Annotated in this window: 10 protein-coding genes; all 10 read left to right on the top strand. The window is 68.6% G+C overall.

Annotated elements, in window-relative coordinates; translation table 11 throughout:
• Positions 1–205: 205 nt before the first annotated feature.
• The 10 genes from ACKN61_RS03285 (at position 206) to ACKN61_RS03330 (ending at position 16,820) form a co-directional block, all read left to right on the top strand.
• On the top strand, positions 206–1,825 hold the full coding sequence (locus ACKN61_RS03285; protein ID WP_408952298.1) for a methyl-accepting chemotaxis protein: 1,620 nt from the start codon (positions 206–208) through the stop codon (positions 1,823–1,825).
• A gap of 45 nt (positions 1,826–1,870) precedes the next feature.
• Entirely contained in the window at positions 1,871–2,335 is a 465-nt protein-coding gene (locus ACKN61_RS03290; protein ID WP_408952299.1) for a chemotaxis protein CheW, read from the top strand.
• Complete coding sequence (locus ACKN61_RS03295; protein WP_408952300.1) at positions 2,332–3,603, top strand: CheR family methyltransferase; 1,272 nt, start codon at positions 2,332–2,334, stop codon at positions 3,601–3,603. The genes ACKN61_RS03290 and ACKN61_RS03295 overlap by 4 nt, the downstream gene beginning before the upstream one ends.
• 25 nt (positions 3,604–3,628) lie before the next feature.
• A complete protein-coding gene (locus ACKN61_RS03300) occupies positions 3,629–4,213 on the top strand; it encodes a chemotaxis protein CheW (protein WP_408952301.1) in 585 nt (194 codons plus the stop codon).
• Positions 4,210–6,468 (top strand): hybrid sensor histidine kinase/response regulator, encoded by a 2,259-nt coding sequence (locus ACKN61_RS03305; protein WP_408952302.1) that lies wholly within the window; start codon positions 4,210–4,212, stop codon positions 6,466–6,468. The genes ACKN61_RS03300 and ACKN61_RS03305 overlap by 4 nt, the downstream gene beginning before the upstream one ends.
• Complete coding sequence (locus ACKN61_RS03310; RefSeq protein ID WP_408952303.1) at positions 6,465–7,484, top strand: chemotaxis response regulator protein-glutamate methylesterase; 1,020 nt, start codon at positions 6,465–6,467, stop codon at positions 7,482–7,484. The genes ACKN61_RS03305 and ACKN61_RS03310 overlap by 4 nt, the downstream gene beginning before the upstream one ends.
• On the top strand, positions 7,481–8,494 hold the full coding sequence (locus ACKN61_RS03315) for a diguanylate cyclase (RefSeq protein ID WP_051884258.1): 1,014 nt from the start codon (positions 7,481–7,483) through the stop codon (positions 8,492–8,494). The genes ACKN61_RS03310 and ACKN61_RS03315 overlap by 4 nt, the downstream gene beginning before the upstream one ends.
• Before the next feature lie 454 nt (positions 8,495–8,948).
• Positions 8,949–12,380 carry a hypothetical protein gene (locus tag ACKN61_RS03320; protein WP_408952304.1) on the top strand — a complete coding sequence of 1,144 codons (3,432 nt, stop codon included), beginning with the start codon at positions 8,949–8,951 and terminating at the stop codon, positions 12,378–12,380.
• A gap of 13 nt (positions 12,381–12,393) precedes the next feature.
• Positions 12,394–13,413: an OmpA family protein gene (locus ACKN61_RS03325; RefSeq protein WP_408952305.1), complete on the top strand. Its 1,020-nt coding sequence runs from the start codon at positions 12,394–12,396 to the stop codon at positions 13,411–13,413.
• A gap of 8 nt (positions 13,414–13,421) precedes the next feature.
• Positions 13,422–16,820: a hypothetical protein gene (locus ACKN61_RS03330; RefSeq protein WP_408952306.1), complete on the top strand. Its 3,399-nt coding sequence runs from the start codon at positions 13,422–13,424 to the stop codon at positions 16,818–16,820.
• The last annotated feature ends 336 nt before the right edge of the window (positions 16,821–17,156 follow it).

Raw genomic sequence — 17,156 nt, forward strand, 5'->3', positions numbered from 1 at the left:
GTGAGACGGCGTTGGCTTTTCACGGCGGTGCGGACCAGGGGAGGGCCATAGTGCGAAGGCCGGTTCAAGTCGGTCCGTCCGTTCGCAGCCGTGATGGTGGGCAGGGGCGAAGCGCGTCTCTACACTGGGGCTTCGTCCGCGACAGGCGGTCCTCACAATCACTGCCCAGATAGGTAATGCTTCATGGCATACACGGGGATCGGTCATGAATAACATCACGATTCGGCAGCGAATCATCTTGAGCTTCGCCGTGATCATCGTGGCGATGGTGGTGATGGGCGGCATCGCCCTGCAGCGGTTGTTCCACATCCAGGCCGAAGAGAACCGACTGCGCGAGGACTCCATTCCCGGGCTGTACGCCTCCGGTCAGATGGAAACCGAGTGGCACGCTTACTACACCGCCCTCAACGGCTTGTCGGCCGCCGATGCGGGCCAGCGCACCGAGGCGCAAGAGCGCTTGCGCTCACGCCGCACCGCATTCGAACAGGCCTTGAGCCGCTACCGCGCCACCGCCATCCAGGCCGACGATCGCCGCAACGTCGATGCGCTCTCCGGTTTCAGCGCTTCGCTGTTCGCCTTGCAGCCGGACCTGATCCAGGCCGGCGAGGGCGGCACGGCGGCCTTGCAGGAGGCGATGCGCACGCGCGCCGAGCCGATCTTCGCCAAGGCGGTCGACACCATCACCCGCATCATCCAGTACAACTACAACGAGTCGGTCGACTCCGGCAACCGCATCGACGCGGCGGTGAAATCGGCCGAACTCGGCATCGCCCTGAGCTTTGCCGGTGCGGTGGTGGCGGCGGTGTTGGCCGGCTTCTTCCTGTTGAAGGCGATCACCCTGCCGCTGCACCGGCTGGCGCGCGCCGCCGACGTCATGGCCAAGGGCGATTTCAGCCAGCGCCTGGGGTTTTCGCGCAGCGACGAATTCGGCGCCGTGGCGCAGGGCTACGACCGCATGAGCGGCGAGCTGGCCGAACTGGTCGGGCAGATCCAGACCTCGGGCATCCAGGTCAATTCCTCGATCAACGAGATCACCGCGACCTTGCGCGAACAGCAGGCCACCGCCGCGCAGATCGCCGCGACGACTACCGAGATCGGCGCCACCTCGCGCGAAATCGCCGCGACCTCGAAAGAGTTGGCGCGCACCATGGGCACGGTCGCCGGCAGCGCCGAGCAGACCGCCTCGCTGGCCGGCGACGGCCAGCACGGCGTGGCGCAGATGGAAGAGACCATGGGCCGGATGATCGACGCGACCGCGGCGATCAGCGCCAAGCTCGCGGTGCTGGCCGAGAAGGCCAGCAACATCAGCCAGGTCGTCACCACCATCACCAAGGTCGCCGACCAGACCAATCTGCTTTCGCTCAACGCCGCCATCGAGGCGGAAAAGGCCGGCGAGTACGGCCGCGGTTTCTCGGTGGTGGCGGTCGAGATCCGCCGTCTCGCCGATCAGACCGCGGTGGCGACGCTCGACATCGAACAGATGGTGCGCGAGATCCAGTCGGCGGTGTCGGCCGGCGTGATGGGCATGGACAAGTTCTCCGAAGAGGTGCGTCGCGGCACCAGCGACGTGCAGCAGGTCGGCGGCCAGTTGTCGCAGGTGATCGAACACGTGCAGGCGATGGTGCCGCGCTTCGAAGTGGTGAACGAAGGTGTGCAGGCACAGGCGGCCGGCGCGGAGCAGATCAATCTGGCCCTGGGCCAGTTGAGCGAGGCCGCGCAGCAGACCGTCGACGCCTTGAAGCAATCCAACCAGGCGATCGACGAACTGCACCAGGTCAGCGCCGGGCTGCGCGACGGGGTTTCCAAGTTCAAGTTGCTGGCGTAAGCGCCGCCGCTTCGGACAGCCAGACGCAGCCGGGAGGACGATGCCGTGCTTTTCCTTGTCTTCCAACTCGACCAGGACCGTTACGCCATCGAGGCGGCGCAGGTCGTGTCGGTGCTGAACCTGGTCAACCCGAAAGCCATTCCGCAGGCGCCCGCGGCGGTGGCCGGTGCCTTCGACTACCGCGGCGAACCGGTGCCGCTGATCGACCTGTGCCAGCTGGCGTTGGGGCGTCCCGCGCGCGCGTTGCTCAGCACGCGGGTGATCGTGGTGAACTACCCGGCCGGCGACGGCGCTAACCGCAAGCTCGGCCTGATCGCCGAGCAAGTGCTGGAAACGGTGCGGCGCGAGGCCGCCGAGTTCGCGCCGGCCGGCGTCGATGCGGCGCAGGCGCCGTATCTGGGGCCGGTCGCCGCCGATGCGCAGGGCCTGATCCAGTGGGTGCGGATCGAGCAGTTGCTGCCCGATTCGGTGCGCGAGCTGTTGTTCCAGGCCGCGGTCGAAAGCGCATGAAGCCGGGCGGCTTCCAGCAATGGCTCAAGGACACGATGGGGCTGGACGCCAGCACCATCGGCCCGACCGTGGTCGAGCGCGCGGTCGCCAGCCGCATGGCCGCCTGCGAATGCAAGCAGCTCGGCGAGTACTGGCAGACCTTGCGCGCCTCGCCGCTGGAGCAGCAGGAACTGATCGAAGCGGTGGTGGTGCCGGAGACCTGGTTCTTCCGCGATACCCAGGCCTTCAGCGCCTTGTCGGGCAGTTACGGGCTGGAATGGGCGGCGACCCACCCCGGCGAGCGCCTGCGTCTGCTGAGCCTGCCGTGCTCGACCGGCGAAGAACCCTACACGATGGCGATGGCCCTGCAGGACGCCGGCTTTCCGCTCGAGCGGCTCAGCATCGACGCGGTCGACATCAGCGAGCGCGCGTTGGCGAAGGCGCGGCGCGGGCTGTACGGCAGCAACTCCTTCCGCGGCCGCGAGCTGCAGTTCCGCGAGCGCCATTTCGCCGCCGTCGCGGGCGGCTGGCAGTTGCCGGAGACGGTGCGTTCGCGGGTCAACTTCATCCAGGGCAACGTGCTCGATGTCGCCTTCCTGCCGGGCGAGGCGGTGTACGACGCGATTTTCTGCCGCAACCTGCTGATCTATTTCGATGCCGATACCCAGGTGCGCACGGTCTGGATTCTCAAGCGGCTGTTGCGTCCGCAAGGCCTGCTGTTCGTCGGCCCGGCCGAGGCCGGGCTGATCCTGTCGCAGGGTTTCGCCTCGGCGCAATTGCCGATGGCGTTCGCCTTCCGTCCGCCGCGCGCCGACAGCGGCGGCGGAGTGTCGGCGGCGATGCTGGCGACGACGGCGTCGGCGCTGGCGGGCGCCGCGGCCAAAGCCGCCACGGTCAAAGCCATCGCCAAGCCGCGGCCGCTGGCGCGGCCACGGCCGGCGCCGGTCGCCAACCCCGCGCCGCCTGCGGTCGAGGGCGCCGAGGCCTTGCTCGACGCCGCGCAGCGCCTGGCCGACAACGGCGACTTCGAACGGGCCGCGAGCTCCTGCCAGGCCTATCTGCAGGGGCAGGGGCCGTCGGCGCGCGCGCTGTACCTGCTCGGGCTGATCGAAGGAGCGAAGGGCCGCAACGAGCTCGCCGAAGACTATTTCCGCAAGGCCTTGTACTTGCAGCCGCAACACGAAGAGACCCTGATGCACCTGGCCTTGCTGCTGGAAACCCGCGGCGATGCCGCCGGCGGACGTGTCCTGCGCCTGCGCGCGCAACGCTCGCGCAGGACGGCAGGCTGATGGGCACCGATAAGGACCGCGCAGGATGAGCGCCAAACACACGCCGGCCGGATCGAGCAGCGCGGTGGCGCGCTTGCTCGACCGCGCGCCCGAACCGGAGGCGCTGCGCGAGGCGACCCGGCACGTCGCGGCCAAAGCCGAAGACCTGAGGTCGCTGACTGGGTCGCTGTTCGTGTTCCGCCTGGGTGCGGAATGGCTGGGCCTGGCCGCCTCGGTGGTCGACGAAGTCATCGAACCGCGCCCGGTCCACACCTTGCCGCACCGCCGCGAAGGCGTGGTGCGCGGGCTGGTCAACGTGCGCGGGCAACTCACCGTCTGCGTCGCGCTCGAAGCGCTGTTCCATCTCGAACCGGGCCATGCCGAGGCCGCGCGCAGCGTATTGAACCGGCGCCTGGTGGTGCTGGCCTGGCAGGAGCAACGTCTGGCTTTCGAGGCCGACGAAGTGCACGGTTCGCATCGTTACGACCCGGCCACGATCGGCAACGTGCCGGCGACGGTCGCGCATTCGGTCTCGCCGTTCAGCACCGGCATCCTCGCCATGGGTCAGCGCAACGTCGGCGTGCTCGACGACGCGCTGGTGCTCAGCGCACTCAATCGGCGGCTCGGATGAGCACAGGCAACCTCCAGGACTATTCGCTGCACGACCTGTTCCGCATGGAAGTGGAGGGGCAGGCGCAGGTGCTGACCGAGGGGCTGTTGATCCTCGAAAGCCACCCGGCCTCGGCGCCGGAACTCGAAGCCTGCATGCGCGCGGCGCATTCGGTGAAAGGCGCTGCACGTATCCTCGGCCTGTCGGCCGCGGTGGCGGTCGCGCATTCGATGGAAGATTGCCTGGTCGAGGCGCAACAGGGGCGGCTGGTCCTCGGCAACGTCGTCATCGATGCCTTGCTCGGCGGCGTCGACCTGCTCGCCCGCATCGCCGCGACGCCGGCTACGGAGACCGCGCCGTGGATGCAGGACGATGCGCCGGACGCCGAGCGTTTCCGCGCCGCTCTGGCCGCGGCCCTGGCCGCCGATCCCGCTCCGGCCGCGTCGTCGGCGTCGGCGCTGGCCGCGACGATCGAGCCGGAGGCGGCGTCGAGTGCGGACACGGCCCATGCCGACGCCGAAAGCGAAGAGCGGGTGCTGCGCATCACCGCACGCAGCCTCAACCGCCTGCTCGGCCTGGCCGGCGAGTCGCTGGTGGTGTCGCGTTGGCTCGATCCCTACATCCGCTCGCTGAGCCGCCTCAAGCGCCTGCAGAACGACAGTGCGGTCGCGCTGGACCGGCTGGCCGACATCTCGCCGGCCATGTCGCGCGATCAGCACGCCAACGCATTGCTGATGGAAGCGCGCTCGGCGATCGCCGAATCGCAGCGGCAATTGGCCGACCGCATCGCCCAGCTGGACCTGTTCGAGCGCCGTATCGCCAGCGTCGCCCATCGCCTCTACGACGAGGCGTTGTCGAGCCATATGCGGCCGTTCGCCGACGGCACCCGCGGTTTCAAGCGCATGGTCCGCGATCTGGCGCGCGAACTCGGCAAGGAGGCGCGCCTGGAGATCGTCGGCGCCAAGACCCAGGTCGACCGCGACGTCCTCGCCAAGCTGGAAGCGCCGTTGGGCCACCTGCTGCGCAATGCGGTCGATCACGGCATCGAGTCGGCCGAGCAGCGCCGCGCCGACGGCAAGCCTGCCGGTGGCCTGGTGCGGCTGGAAGCGCATCACGTCTCCGGCCTGCTCGAAATCACCATCGAGGACGACGGCCGCGGCATCGATCTGGAGCAGGTGCGCAGGATCGTCGTTGCCCGGCGCTTGGCCGACGAGGACACCGCCTCGCGCCTGAGCGAGGCGGAACTGCTCGAATTTCTGTTCTTGCCCGGATTCACCCTGCGCGAGGTGGTCACCGAGATCTCCGGACGCGGGGTCGGCCTCGACGCCGTGCAGAACATGGTCAAGCAACTGCGCGGTACCGTGCGCCTGTCGTCGCAAGCCGGCGGCGGCACGCGGTTCCAGTTGCAACTGCCGCTGACGACCTCGGTGTTGCGCGCGCTGGTGGTCGAGATCGGCGCGGAAGCCTATGCGTTTCCGCTGACCCAGATCGTCTGCACGGCGATGCTCGCGCGCGAGGACGTGCATTGGCTGGAGGGGCGCCAGCATTTCGAGTTGAACGGCCGTCGCATCGGCCTGGTGTCGGCGCAGCAGGTGCTCGGCGGCGCCGAAGCCAAAGCCGCGCCCGAGCAACTGCACGTGATCGTGCTCGGCGCGCCCGGCGGCGGTCACGAATACGGCTTGGCGGTGGAGCGTTTCCGCGGCGTCAGCGAGTTGGTGGTGCAGTCGCTGCCGAGCCAGTTGGGCAAGGTCAAGGACATCAGCGCCGGTGCCCTGCTCGACGACGGCACGCCGGTGCTGATCGTCGATGTGGAGGACCTGTTGCGTTCGGTCGAGCGCCTGGTGTCGACCGGACGCCTGACCCAACTGCGTTACGACGACAGCGCCCAGACCGCGACCCGCAAGCGCGTGTTGGTGGTCGACGATTCACTCACCGTACGCGAGCTCGAACGCAAACTGATCGAAAGCGGAGGCTACGTGGTCGAGGTGGCGGTGGACGGGATGGACGGCTGGAACGCGGTGCGGGCGGGTCATTTCGACCTGGTCGTCACCGACATCGACATGCCGCGCATGGACGGCATCGAGCTGGTCGGCCTGATCAAGAAGGATGCGCGTCTGCGCAGCGTGCCGGTCATGATCGTGTCGTATAAGGATCGCGAGGAAGATCGCCGACGCGGCCTCGATGCCGGCGCCGATTTCTATCTGACCAAGGGCGGCTTCCATGAGGAAGCGTTGTTGCAGGCGGTGGTCGACTTGATCGGCGAGGCCGCCGCATGAGGATCGGCATCGTCAACGACCTGGCGCTGGCGGTCGAAGCGCTGCGCCGCGCGATCGGCCGGCGCAGCGAGCACCGCATCGCCTGGACCGCGGCCAGCGGCGAGGAAGCGGTCGCGCGCTGCGCCGAGGACACGCCCGATCTGGTGCTGATGGACTTGCTGATGCCGGGCATGGGCGGGGTCGAAGCGACGCGCCAGATCATGGCGCGCAGCCCCTGCGCGATCCTGGTGGTGACCGCCAGCGTCGGCGGCAACGCCTCGCTGGTGTTCGAGGCCATGGGCCACGGCGCCATCGATGCCGCCGACGTGCCGACCCTCGGCATCGACGACTACGCCGGCGCGCAGGAACTGCTGGCCAAGATCGACCTGATCGGCCGCCTGGTCGGCGATGCGCCGTCGCGGCAAGCCAAGAAGCCGCCGGTGCGCCGCTCCGGCGCCAAGCGCCTGGTCGCGATCGGCGCTTCCGCCGGCGGCCCGGCGGCGCTGGCCGAGTTGCTCGGCGGATTGCCGGCCGGTTTTCCGGCCGCGATCGTCGTGGTCCAGCACATCGACGAAAAGTTCGCCAGCAGCATGGCCGACTGGCTCAACCGCTTTTCCGCCAACCCGGTGCGGCTGGCGCGGCCGGGCGATCGGCCGGCCACCGGCAGCGTTCTGCTGGCCGGCACCAACGAGCATCTCGTGCTCGAGCCCGACGGCGCGCTGGCGTACACGCCCGAGCCGGTGGAGCAGCCGTACCGGCCTTCGGTCGACGTGTTCTTCGAGAGCATCAACAAGGACTGGCCCGGCGAGATCGTCGGCGTGTTGCTGACCGGCATGGGCCGCGACGGCGCCAGCGGTCTGCACTCGCTGCGGATGCGCGGCCACCACACCATCGCCCAGGATCAGGCCAGCAGCGCCGTCTACGGCATGCCCAAGGCGGCCGCCGATCGCGGCGCCGCCGTCGACATTCTTCCCCTGGATCGAATCGCATCGAAGTTGCGGTTGCTCTTGGGTGACATCAGGAACGTAGCCCCATGACTGAGCATTCCTCGAGCTTTACGCCGGCCACGCCCCGCAGGCGCCGGTTCGTCGTGCTGCTGGTCGACGACCAACCGATCATCGGCGAGGCCGTGCGCCGCGCGATCGCCAGCGAGCAGGACGTCGAGTTCCACTATTGCAGCTCGGCCAGCGACGCGGTCGCGACCGCCGAGGCGTTGCAGCCGACGGTGATCATGCAGGACCTGGTCATGCCCGGCGTCGACGGCATGACCCTGGTGCACCTGTACCGGGTGCACGCGAGCTTGCGCAACGTGCCGATCGTGGTCCTGTCGAGCAAGGAGGACGCGGCGGTGAAAAGCCAGGCCTTCGCCACCGGCGCCGCGGATTATCTGGTCAAGCTGCCGGACCCGATCGAACTGATCGCGCGCATCCGCCACCACTCGCAGGCCTATCTCAACCAGATCGAACGCGACGCGGCCTACCGCGCGCTGAGCGAGAACCAGCAGAAGCTGCTGGAAATGAACGAAGTGCTGCGCCGGCTCAGCGATGTCGACGGCCTCACCGGGCTCAACAACCGCCGCTACCTCGACAGCTACCTCGACACCGAATGGCGCCGTGCGGTGCGCGAGCAGGGCGACTTCTCGATCCTCATGGTCGATGTCGACAACTTCAAGGTCTACAACGACGCCTACGGCCATTTGATCGGCGACGAGGCGCTCAAGGCCGTGGCCGGCGCGGTGCAGCGTTGCGCGCAGCGTCCGGCCGACGTCGCCGCGCGTTTCGGCGGCGAAGAGTTCGCGTTGGTGTTGCCGTCGACGCCGAGCGAAGGCGCGCGCCAGGTCGCCGAGCAGATTTGCGCCAGCGTCTACGAGCTGGCGATCCCGAACACCGGCGCCGAAGTCGGCCGCGTCACCGTCAGCGTCGGCGGCGCGACCTATTCGCCGTGCAGCGGCGACTCCTACGAGCCCTTGCTCGAAGCGGCCGACTTCGCCCTTTACGAAGCCAAGCGCGCCGGCAAGAACCAGGCGGTTCACCGCGAATTGCCCTGAACCGCCGCGGCCCTGCCGCGGCGGATTCACGGGGCCGATGAGCGCGGTCCGGCGCCGTTGCGTGCGCAGCGGCGCCTGAGTTCACGCTGTCGAGCGTAGCCGCCCGTCGCGCGCGGCAGGTCGATTGCCGACGAAGAAAGCAGCCTCGCATGCGACTCGGCGCAAGGCTCGCGTGCCTGCGCGACGACTAATGTGCTTTGCACGATCGCGCGCAATGAACTGACACAAATGAGTGACGCATGACGTCACTATGTGTCATTAATGTTGATTAACGTCACAAATTTTCCCTGCCGGGCCGTTGTTGCCGAGCTTGGCACGTCGCTTGCGTCTCTAAGTCGAAATTGTGATTCACGTCACAAAATTATAGAGATGCGAGTCGCCGCTCTTCGGGCTGTGGCCTCTCTCTGCCTTACCGGACAGCCCGCCTCGGGTTGTAAACGAGGGAAGCAAGGATATGCGTCAAGCGGAACGACTTCTGCGCCGGAGTGCGCTGAGCACACTTGCCTGTGCCATCGCCGCGGTGTGCGGCACGGCCCAGGCTCAATTCAAGACCGATCGACCTTTACCCGCGCCGCTGTTGGCGCAACGCCTGGCACCGCAGCCGGCCGCGACGATCCGCGTCGCCGTCGATCGCGACAGCCTGCCGGCCGATGGCCAGACCCCGGCGAAACTCGACATCCAGGTGCTCGACCGCGACGGTCGGTCGCTGCCGGGCGAGACGGTACTGACCTTGGAGTCTTCGGCCGGTCGCTTCCAGTTGCCGGGCGCGAGCAGCGACCAGTTCGGCCTGGCGCCGCGCGACCTCGATGCGGTGATGCCCGGCTTCCAGCTCATGGCGAAAGACGGTGCCGCGCAGGTCTGGCTGTTGGCGCCGATCGAACCGCAGCGCGTGCAGGTGCAAGTGTCCGCGGGTGAGGCGGTGGCCAAGGGCGAGATCGGCTTCGTGCCGGCGCTACGCGAGATGATCGCGGTGGGCCTGGTCGAAGGCATCGTCAGCTTCGACCGCAAGAACCCTTTGAGCCTCAGTCAGGCGCGGCCCGAGGACGGCTTCGAGGACGAGATACGCAACTGGTCGCGGCGTTCCGGCGACGGCAAGCGTAGCGCGGCCTTGCGCACGGCGTTCTTCCTCAAGGGCAAGGTCCGCGGCGATGCCTTGCTGACCATGGCCTACGACAGCGACAAGCCCGATCGCGACCGCCTGTTCCGCGATCTCGACCCGGAGCGTTGGTACCCTGTCTATGGCGACGCCTCCATCGTCGGCTTCGAGGCGCGCAGCAACAGTCGCCTGTATCTGCGCCTGGACAAAGACCGCAATTATCTGTTGTACGGCGACATCGTTACCGGCGACGGTTTCAGCCAGCGCAACGGGCAGGGCAGTGTCGCCCCGGTCGCGACGCGCGACCTCGGCCAGTACCACCGCGCCATGACCGGTCTGCGCGCGCATGCCGAAGGCGCGCGCGGCGCGCTCGACGTGTTCGCCGCCTACGACAACCTGCGCCAGGTGATCGAGGAATTCCCCGGGCGCGGCCTGTCAGGCCCGTACACCGTCAGCAACAGCGCCGGCGCGGTGCTCGGCAGCGAACGCGTGGAGATGATCGTGCGCGACCGCCACGCGCCCTCGCGCATCGTCGAGGTCAAGCCGATGCAGCGCTTCGTCGACTACACCTTCGAGCCCTTCAGCGGCCGCATCCTGTTCGCGCAATCGGTGCCGTCGGTCGATGCCGCGCTCAACCCGGTGTCGGTGCGCATCAGCTACGAAGTCGACCAGGGCGGCGAGCGCTACTGGGTCTACGGCGCCAACGGCCAATACCGCGTCAACGAGCGCTTCGAGCTCGGCGGCAGCTACGTCAAGGACGAAAACCCCCTTTCGCCTTATGAGCTGGCCAGCGCCAACGCCAGCGTGCATTTCGGCGAGCGGACCTGGCTCAGCGGCGAAGTGGCGCGCAGCCGCAGCGCCTACAACACCTTGCCGGGGCTGCTGTACACCGCGTTGCCGGGCGCGGCCGTCAACGGCGGCCCGATCGACCCGCTGCGCAGCGATCAGGTCGAAGGCGATGCCTGGCGCCTGGTCTTCGGCCATCGCGGCGAACGCAGCGACATCAGTGCCTGGTACGGCGAAAGCGACGCGGGCTTCAATAGCCCCGCTTCGTCGTTCATCGGCGGGCGCAAGCAGGGCGGCCTGGATGCGCAACTGCGCCTCGACGAAACCTGGGGCCTGTACGCGCAGGGCGCGCATATCGAAGACACGGTCAGCGGCGCGCGCCGCGACCAGTTGCAGGCCGGCGTGCGTTACACGCCGAACGAAGCCTTCACCCTCGAAGTCGGCGCCAACCGGGTCGACGAACGCGCCGGCCGCTACGGTTACGGCAACGGCCTGTCGGTACCGGCGCCGATCACCGCGCCGTTCGGCGTCGGCGTGGTCGCGCCGGGGTTCGGCGGCGGTTTCTACGGCGGCTCGCCGAACGCGATCAATCCCGGCACCGGCCAGACCCTGTACAACACCGGCTACGGCTGGAGCGGCCAGTACGGCAGTTGGGTCGGCAACGGCCTGGCCGGCGTGCCGGTCGAATACACCGCCCTGCGCGTGGCCGCGCAGTGGCGCGTCGACGAACGCTTCGACCTCAGCGCCGAGGTTGAGCAGGATCTGAGCCACAGCGAGCATCGCCGCGCCGCGCTCGGCGCGGGCCTGCGCGTGCACGACAAGACGCGCTTGTACGGCCGCTATGAATGGAACACCGGCCTGGCGTCGGTAGCGACCGCCGAGGGCACGGTCGACGCCGCCGGCTGTCGCCATGCCAGCCCCTACGAAAGCAATGCCTTCGTCTACGGCCTCGACACCGAGTACATGGACGGCAGCACGGTGTTCAGCGAATACCGCATGTACGACGCTTACGGCGCGCGCCAATTGCAATGGGCCAACGGCCTGCGCAATCGCTGGCGGGTGACGCCGGCGCTGAGCCTGCAGACCGGCCTGGAGAAATTGCAGGTGCTCGACGGCCGCGGCCAGGAAGCCACCGCGGCGAGCCTCGCCGCGGAATGGCGTCCGGACGAGTTGTGGCTGATCAGCGGCCGCCTGGAGTGGCGGCGCAGCGACCACGTCGGCGACAACGTCCTGCCGAACGATCCGGTCACCGGCCTGCCGACCACGGTGCCGTGGCTGAGCCAGGGCTACGACACCTGGCTGTCGACCTTCACCCTTGCACGCAAGCTCAATCGCGACTGGACCGGCCTGCTGCGCAACTACCACCTGCGCAACCGCTACGACGGCGATGCCCAGGACAGTTACGAAGACCGCTTCCAGCTCGGCTTCGCTTATCGCGACACCGATCGCAACCGCCTCAACGTGCTCGGTAAATACGAATTCTGGACGCGTCGCGACAGCAGCCTGGCCAACAGCGGCCTCGGCAGCGGTGGCTTTCCCGTCGACGGCGACGACCGCTTCGTGCTGGGCAACGAAGGTTTCGACAAACACGTGCTGTCGGTGCACGCCGACTGGCACCCGTCGCGGCCGTGGTGGCTCAGCGGCCGTCTCGCCGGCAAGCGCCAGCGCGACTACTTCGACGGGCGCAGCGATCGCTACACCGCTTATCTGGCTTCGGGCCGGCTGACCTACGACGTGTCCGAACGTTGGGACGTCAGTGCCCTCGCGGCGCAGATGTGGAGCCCCGGCGGTGCGCGCCAGTACGCCTTCGGCGCCGAGCTGGGCTATCTGGTCAAGGACAACCTGTGGCTGTCGGCCGGCTACAACCTGCGCGGCTTCCGCGACGACGACCTGACCCAGGGCGAATACACCAACCAGGGCGCGTATCTGCGCCTTCGCTTCAAGTTCGACGAAACCCTGTTCCGCGGCAACGACCCCGCGACCAACCCCGCCTTGCCGCGCTGAGGAGTATCGAGTGATGAAACACCACCCAACGAAGGATCGTCGGCACCTGTCGGTGTTGCTCGCGCTGATCGGCCTCACCGCATCGCCGGCGCAAAGCCAGTCCGCGTCGGAGAGCTTGACGCCGGCGCCGCAGCGCATCGCCAACGCGGCCATCCACGCCGATCACCAAATTTATGAAGCGGCGCAGGCGCGGATCAAGGCGCTCAACGATCGTGGCGTCGAAGTCGACGACTACGCGCTGTCGAAAGCGCAGTGCTGGCTCGACACCAGCTTCCACGAGTACAGCCGCAACGACCGCGGTGGCTACCCGCAGGCGGCGTTGGCCGAATCGGCCAGGCTGATCGCCGCGCTCGAAGCCGGCACCGATCCGGGCAGCGAAACCCCGCTGGTCAACGGCGCCGAGAAACTGCGCCCCGACCTGTGGGCGCGTTACGACGCCTTGCGCGGCCACGCCGGCTTCCGTTGCGCGCGCCAGGCCACCGCCTGCGCCGAAGTCGAGCTGGTGCACGCCGGCAACGAGATCCACGACGGCGGCTGGCGCCATGCCAAGCCCTACATCCAGATCGCCGAAGACTTGTCGGCGCGCGCCGAAGCCGCCGCCGAGGCCTGCCCATCGCCGCCGTCGCAGCAGGTGCCGCCGTCGCAGCAGGCGAACTACGAGCTGTCGGCCGATGCGTTGTTCGCGTTCGATCGCGGCGACCTTGCCGGCCTGTTGCCGCGCGGCAAGGGTCGGCTGGATGCGCTCGCCGCCGAACTGCGCGAGCGCACCGAGGTGACCGGCTTCAACGTCGTCGGCCACAGCGACCGGCTCGGCAGCGAGGCCTACAACCAACGTCTGTCGCGGCAGCGCGCCGATACCGTGCGCGCCTATCTGCTGGGGCAGGGCGTGCGTACGCCGATCAGCGCCGAAGGGCGCGGCGAACGCGAACCGGTCAGCCAGGGCTGTGTCGGCGAGCGTGCGACCGCGGCATTGAAGCAATGCCTGCAGCCCGATCGTCGCGTGCAGATCGAAGTCCGGACCGCGGCGAAGTGAGGACCGGCATGGCCATCGCAAACTCCTCTCGCCTGCGCGCCTGGTTGCCGCGCGCGGCAGCGCTGCTGCTCGCCGCGGCGCTGCCGGTCGCGCCCGTCGCGGCGCAGACCTGCGCGCCGCTGTTCAACGAAAGCTTCGGTTTCGGTGCCGGCGCCAGCCGCATCGGTCCGCCGCTGTCGCCGGCGCAGACCACCTACCGTTACGAAGACACCGCACCGCCGTGCATCGGCCCGGATTGCCGGGTCAACGACGGCGAGTACTCCCTGGTGCAATCGCCGCGCAGCGACGGCGGCAACATCGCCTGGCGCGACGGCACCGACCACACCGGTGATCCGAACGGCTACATGATGCTGGTCAACGCCGACTTCGACCCCGGCGTGTTCTATTCGCGCGACTTCACCGGCCTGGCGGTCGGCGTGCGCCACGACTTCACCGCCTGGCTGACCAACGTGCAGGAATACCTGCCCGGCGACGGCGATATCGACCCCAACGTCACCTTCCGCATCGTCGACCCGGGCACCGGCGCGGTGCTCGGCAGCGTCAGCAGCGGCGACATTCCGGAACTGCCCGGCACCGTGCTGACCTGGAACGAGTACGGCGTGAGCTTCGTCCCGACCCAGTCGAGCCTGCGCCTGGAAGTCGTCAATAACAGCCCCGGCGGCGCCGGCAACGACCTCGCCCTCGACGACATCTCGTTGACCGCGCTGGACACCTGCGCCAGCGACGTGACCCTGGCCAAGAGCGTGACCGACGCCAACGGCAACGGCATCGCCGAACCCGGCGAGGCGCTGAACTACACCATCACTCTGCGCAACATCGGCAACCTGACCGCGATCAACTACGACGTCCTCGACAACCTCGACGCCAACACCGTCTACGTGTCGTCCGACAACGGCGGCACTCACGACGGCGCAGCGAGCGGCGGCACGGTGGCCTGGCGCAACCTCAGCATCGCGCCCGGTGCGAGCCTGAGTCTCAACGTCGCGGTGACCGTGGTCGACCCGATACCGGCCGGCGTCGCGCGCATCCTCAATCGCGCCTACAACCCGGACAAAGGCCCGCCCGATTGCAACAGCGACCCGACTCTGCCCGGTTGCGCGCAGATCCCGACCGGTCCGCGCGTGACGGTCGCGAAGACGCTGTCGGCCGAGTCCGGCAACGTCGCCGGCCGCGCCGAGGCCGGCGAAACGCTGACCTATACCTTGATCCTGAGCAACAGCGGCGGCGCGGCCGCGAGCGCTCACAGCTTCTACGAATTGCTGCCGGCGCATACCCGCCTGGTGTCGGTGAGCGGCGCCAGCGTCGCCGGTTGCGCGGTCGGCGATGCCGGCGCGCGCGCCTGCACCCTGACCGTGGCCGGCCCGATCGCGGCCAACGGCGGCAGCGCCGCGGTGAGCTTCGTGGTGCGCGTGGTCGATCCGATCCCGGCGTCGGTCGCGAGCATCTACAACCTCGTCACCGACGACACCGGCAATCCACCGCCGGGCGGCTGCGATCCGGCCACCGACCCGAACGGCTGCACCGCGCCGCCGCCGGGCTGCAACGCCGCGACCGACCCGAATCACTGCGTGCAAACGCCGGTGATCCAGCCGACCGTGACCGTGGCCAAGCGCCTGAGCGGCGAGACCGGCAACCTGCCCGGCCAGGCCGAGCCGGGCGAAACCCTGAGCTATACCCTGACCCTGACCAACGGCAGCGCGGTGTCCGCGAGCAACCACAGCTTCTACGAGTTGTTGCCGGCGCATACCACGTTGGTGTCGGTGAGCGGCGCGAGCGTAGCGGGCTGTGCGATCGGCGATGCCGGCGCGCGTCCCTGCACCCTGACCGTGGCCGGGCCGATCGCCGGCAACGGCGGCACCGCCGAAGCGAGCTTCGTGGTGCGCGTGGTCGACCCGATTCCCGCCGGCGTGAGCGGCATCTACAACCTGATCACCGACAACACCGGCACGCCGCCGCCGGTCGCTTGCGACCCGGCCAACGACCCGAACGGCTGCGCCACGCCACCGCCCGGTTGCGACATCGCGGCCGACCCCGCGCATTGCGTTGGCACGCCGGTGGCGACGGTGTTGAGCGTGAGCAAGGACGCGCAGGGCGAGCCGCAGGCCGTGCCGGGCACCGCCGACGAATTCCTGGTGCGTTACGCGATCGTGGTGCGCAACCAGGGCGCCGCGGTCGGCCGTTACGACCTCAGCGACACGCCGCAGTTCGGCGCCGGCGTCAGCGTGCTGGCGGCGACTGCGACCCGTAACGGCGCCAGCATCGCGGTCAACGGCATAGGCCCGTGGGCGCTCGCCAACGCGCGCGATCTCGCCGCAAGCGCCAGCGATGCTTATACGCTGGAACTGCGGGTGCGCGTCGCCGCCTCGGTGATCGCCGACCCGTCCAACAATGCCTGCGTCGCCGGCAGTAGCGGGCGCGGTCTGTTCAACGAAGCTTTGTTGACGGTGGCTGGCCGCACGCTGCGCGACGATGCCTGTGTCGATACGCCGTTACCGTCGACCGATGCGGTGCTCAGCGTCGAGAAGATCGGCTCGGTGCGCGAAGCCGAGGTCGGCGACCTTGTTTCTTACAGCGTGCGCATCCGCAACAACGGCGCCGGCCTAGCCCTGGCGCCGGTGCTGGTCGACCGCCTGCCGGCCGGTTTCCGCCTCGTCGCCGACACCGTGCAAGTGCGCGGTGCGACCCTGGTGTCGCTGAGCGGCGCGCCCGGACCGGTGCTGCGCATCGCCCTCGATCGCCTCGCGCCCGGCGCCGAAGCGTTGGTGCGCTATCGCGTGCGCATCGGCGTCGGCGCGCAGCAGGGCGACGGCATCAACCGCGCCCAGGCCGAATGCACGGCCGGCAGCGGCCTGCGTCCGTGCTCGAACCTGTCGCAGTGGAAGGTCGAGATCCGTGGAGGGGTGTTTTCCGACGAGGGCTGCGTGGTCGGACAGATCTTCGTCGACTGCAACCTCGATTCGGTGAAGGATCGCGAGGAGCTCGGTATCCCCGGCGTGCGCCTGTATTTCGAGGACGGCACCTATCTGATCAGCGACGTCGAAGGCAAGTACAGCTATTGCGGGCTGCGTCCGGTGACCCATGTGTTGAAGGTCGACTCGACCACCTTGCCGCGCGACAGCCGGCTGACCACGTCGAGCAACCGCAATGCCGGCGACGCCCACAGCTTGTTCGTCGATCTCAAGAACGGCGAGTTGCAGCGCGCCGACTTCATCGAAGGCTCGTGCAGCAACCCGGTGCTGGAGCAGGTCAAGGCGCGCCGCGCCAACGGCGAGGTGCGCTCGGTCGAGACCGAATCCGGGCAACCGGCCCTGCGTTTCGAAAGCAAGGCGCCGGCGGCGCCGCAACAGGCGACCGAATCGGCGAACCAGCCGATCGAGCGGGCGCGACACCACGGCGGCGAGCGCTGAGGCCGACACGACCGTCTCGGCCCGTCGCGACGACGGCGGGCCGAGCTCCGTCCGCAAGGCGGCGATACATGGCCCTGCAGGCCGCCCCGTCCGGGCATAAACGCCTTTAGATTCGTTCAGGCCCGCCGGGACGACGAACTTACCGCGCTCGCACCGCCAGCCGACGCAAGTCGTTGCTGAGGGGCGCGTATCGCCGTGAGCAATCGTCTTCAGGAAGCGATCGAAGCATCGCCGACCGCGGGAGATTCGCGCGCGGCGGGATCGTCATCGGACTTCGTCGCTTCGCGACCGCTCGTCGGGACTCACGTAAGTTCATGGAAATCGAGCCGGCCGTCT

It is taken from the genome of Lysobacter sp. Hz25, assembly GCF_046097045.1.
Classification (GTDB): domain Bacteria; phylum Pseudomonadota; class Gammaproteobacteria; order Xanthomonadales; family Xanthomonadaceae; genus Lysobacter; species Lysobacter antibioticus_B.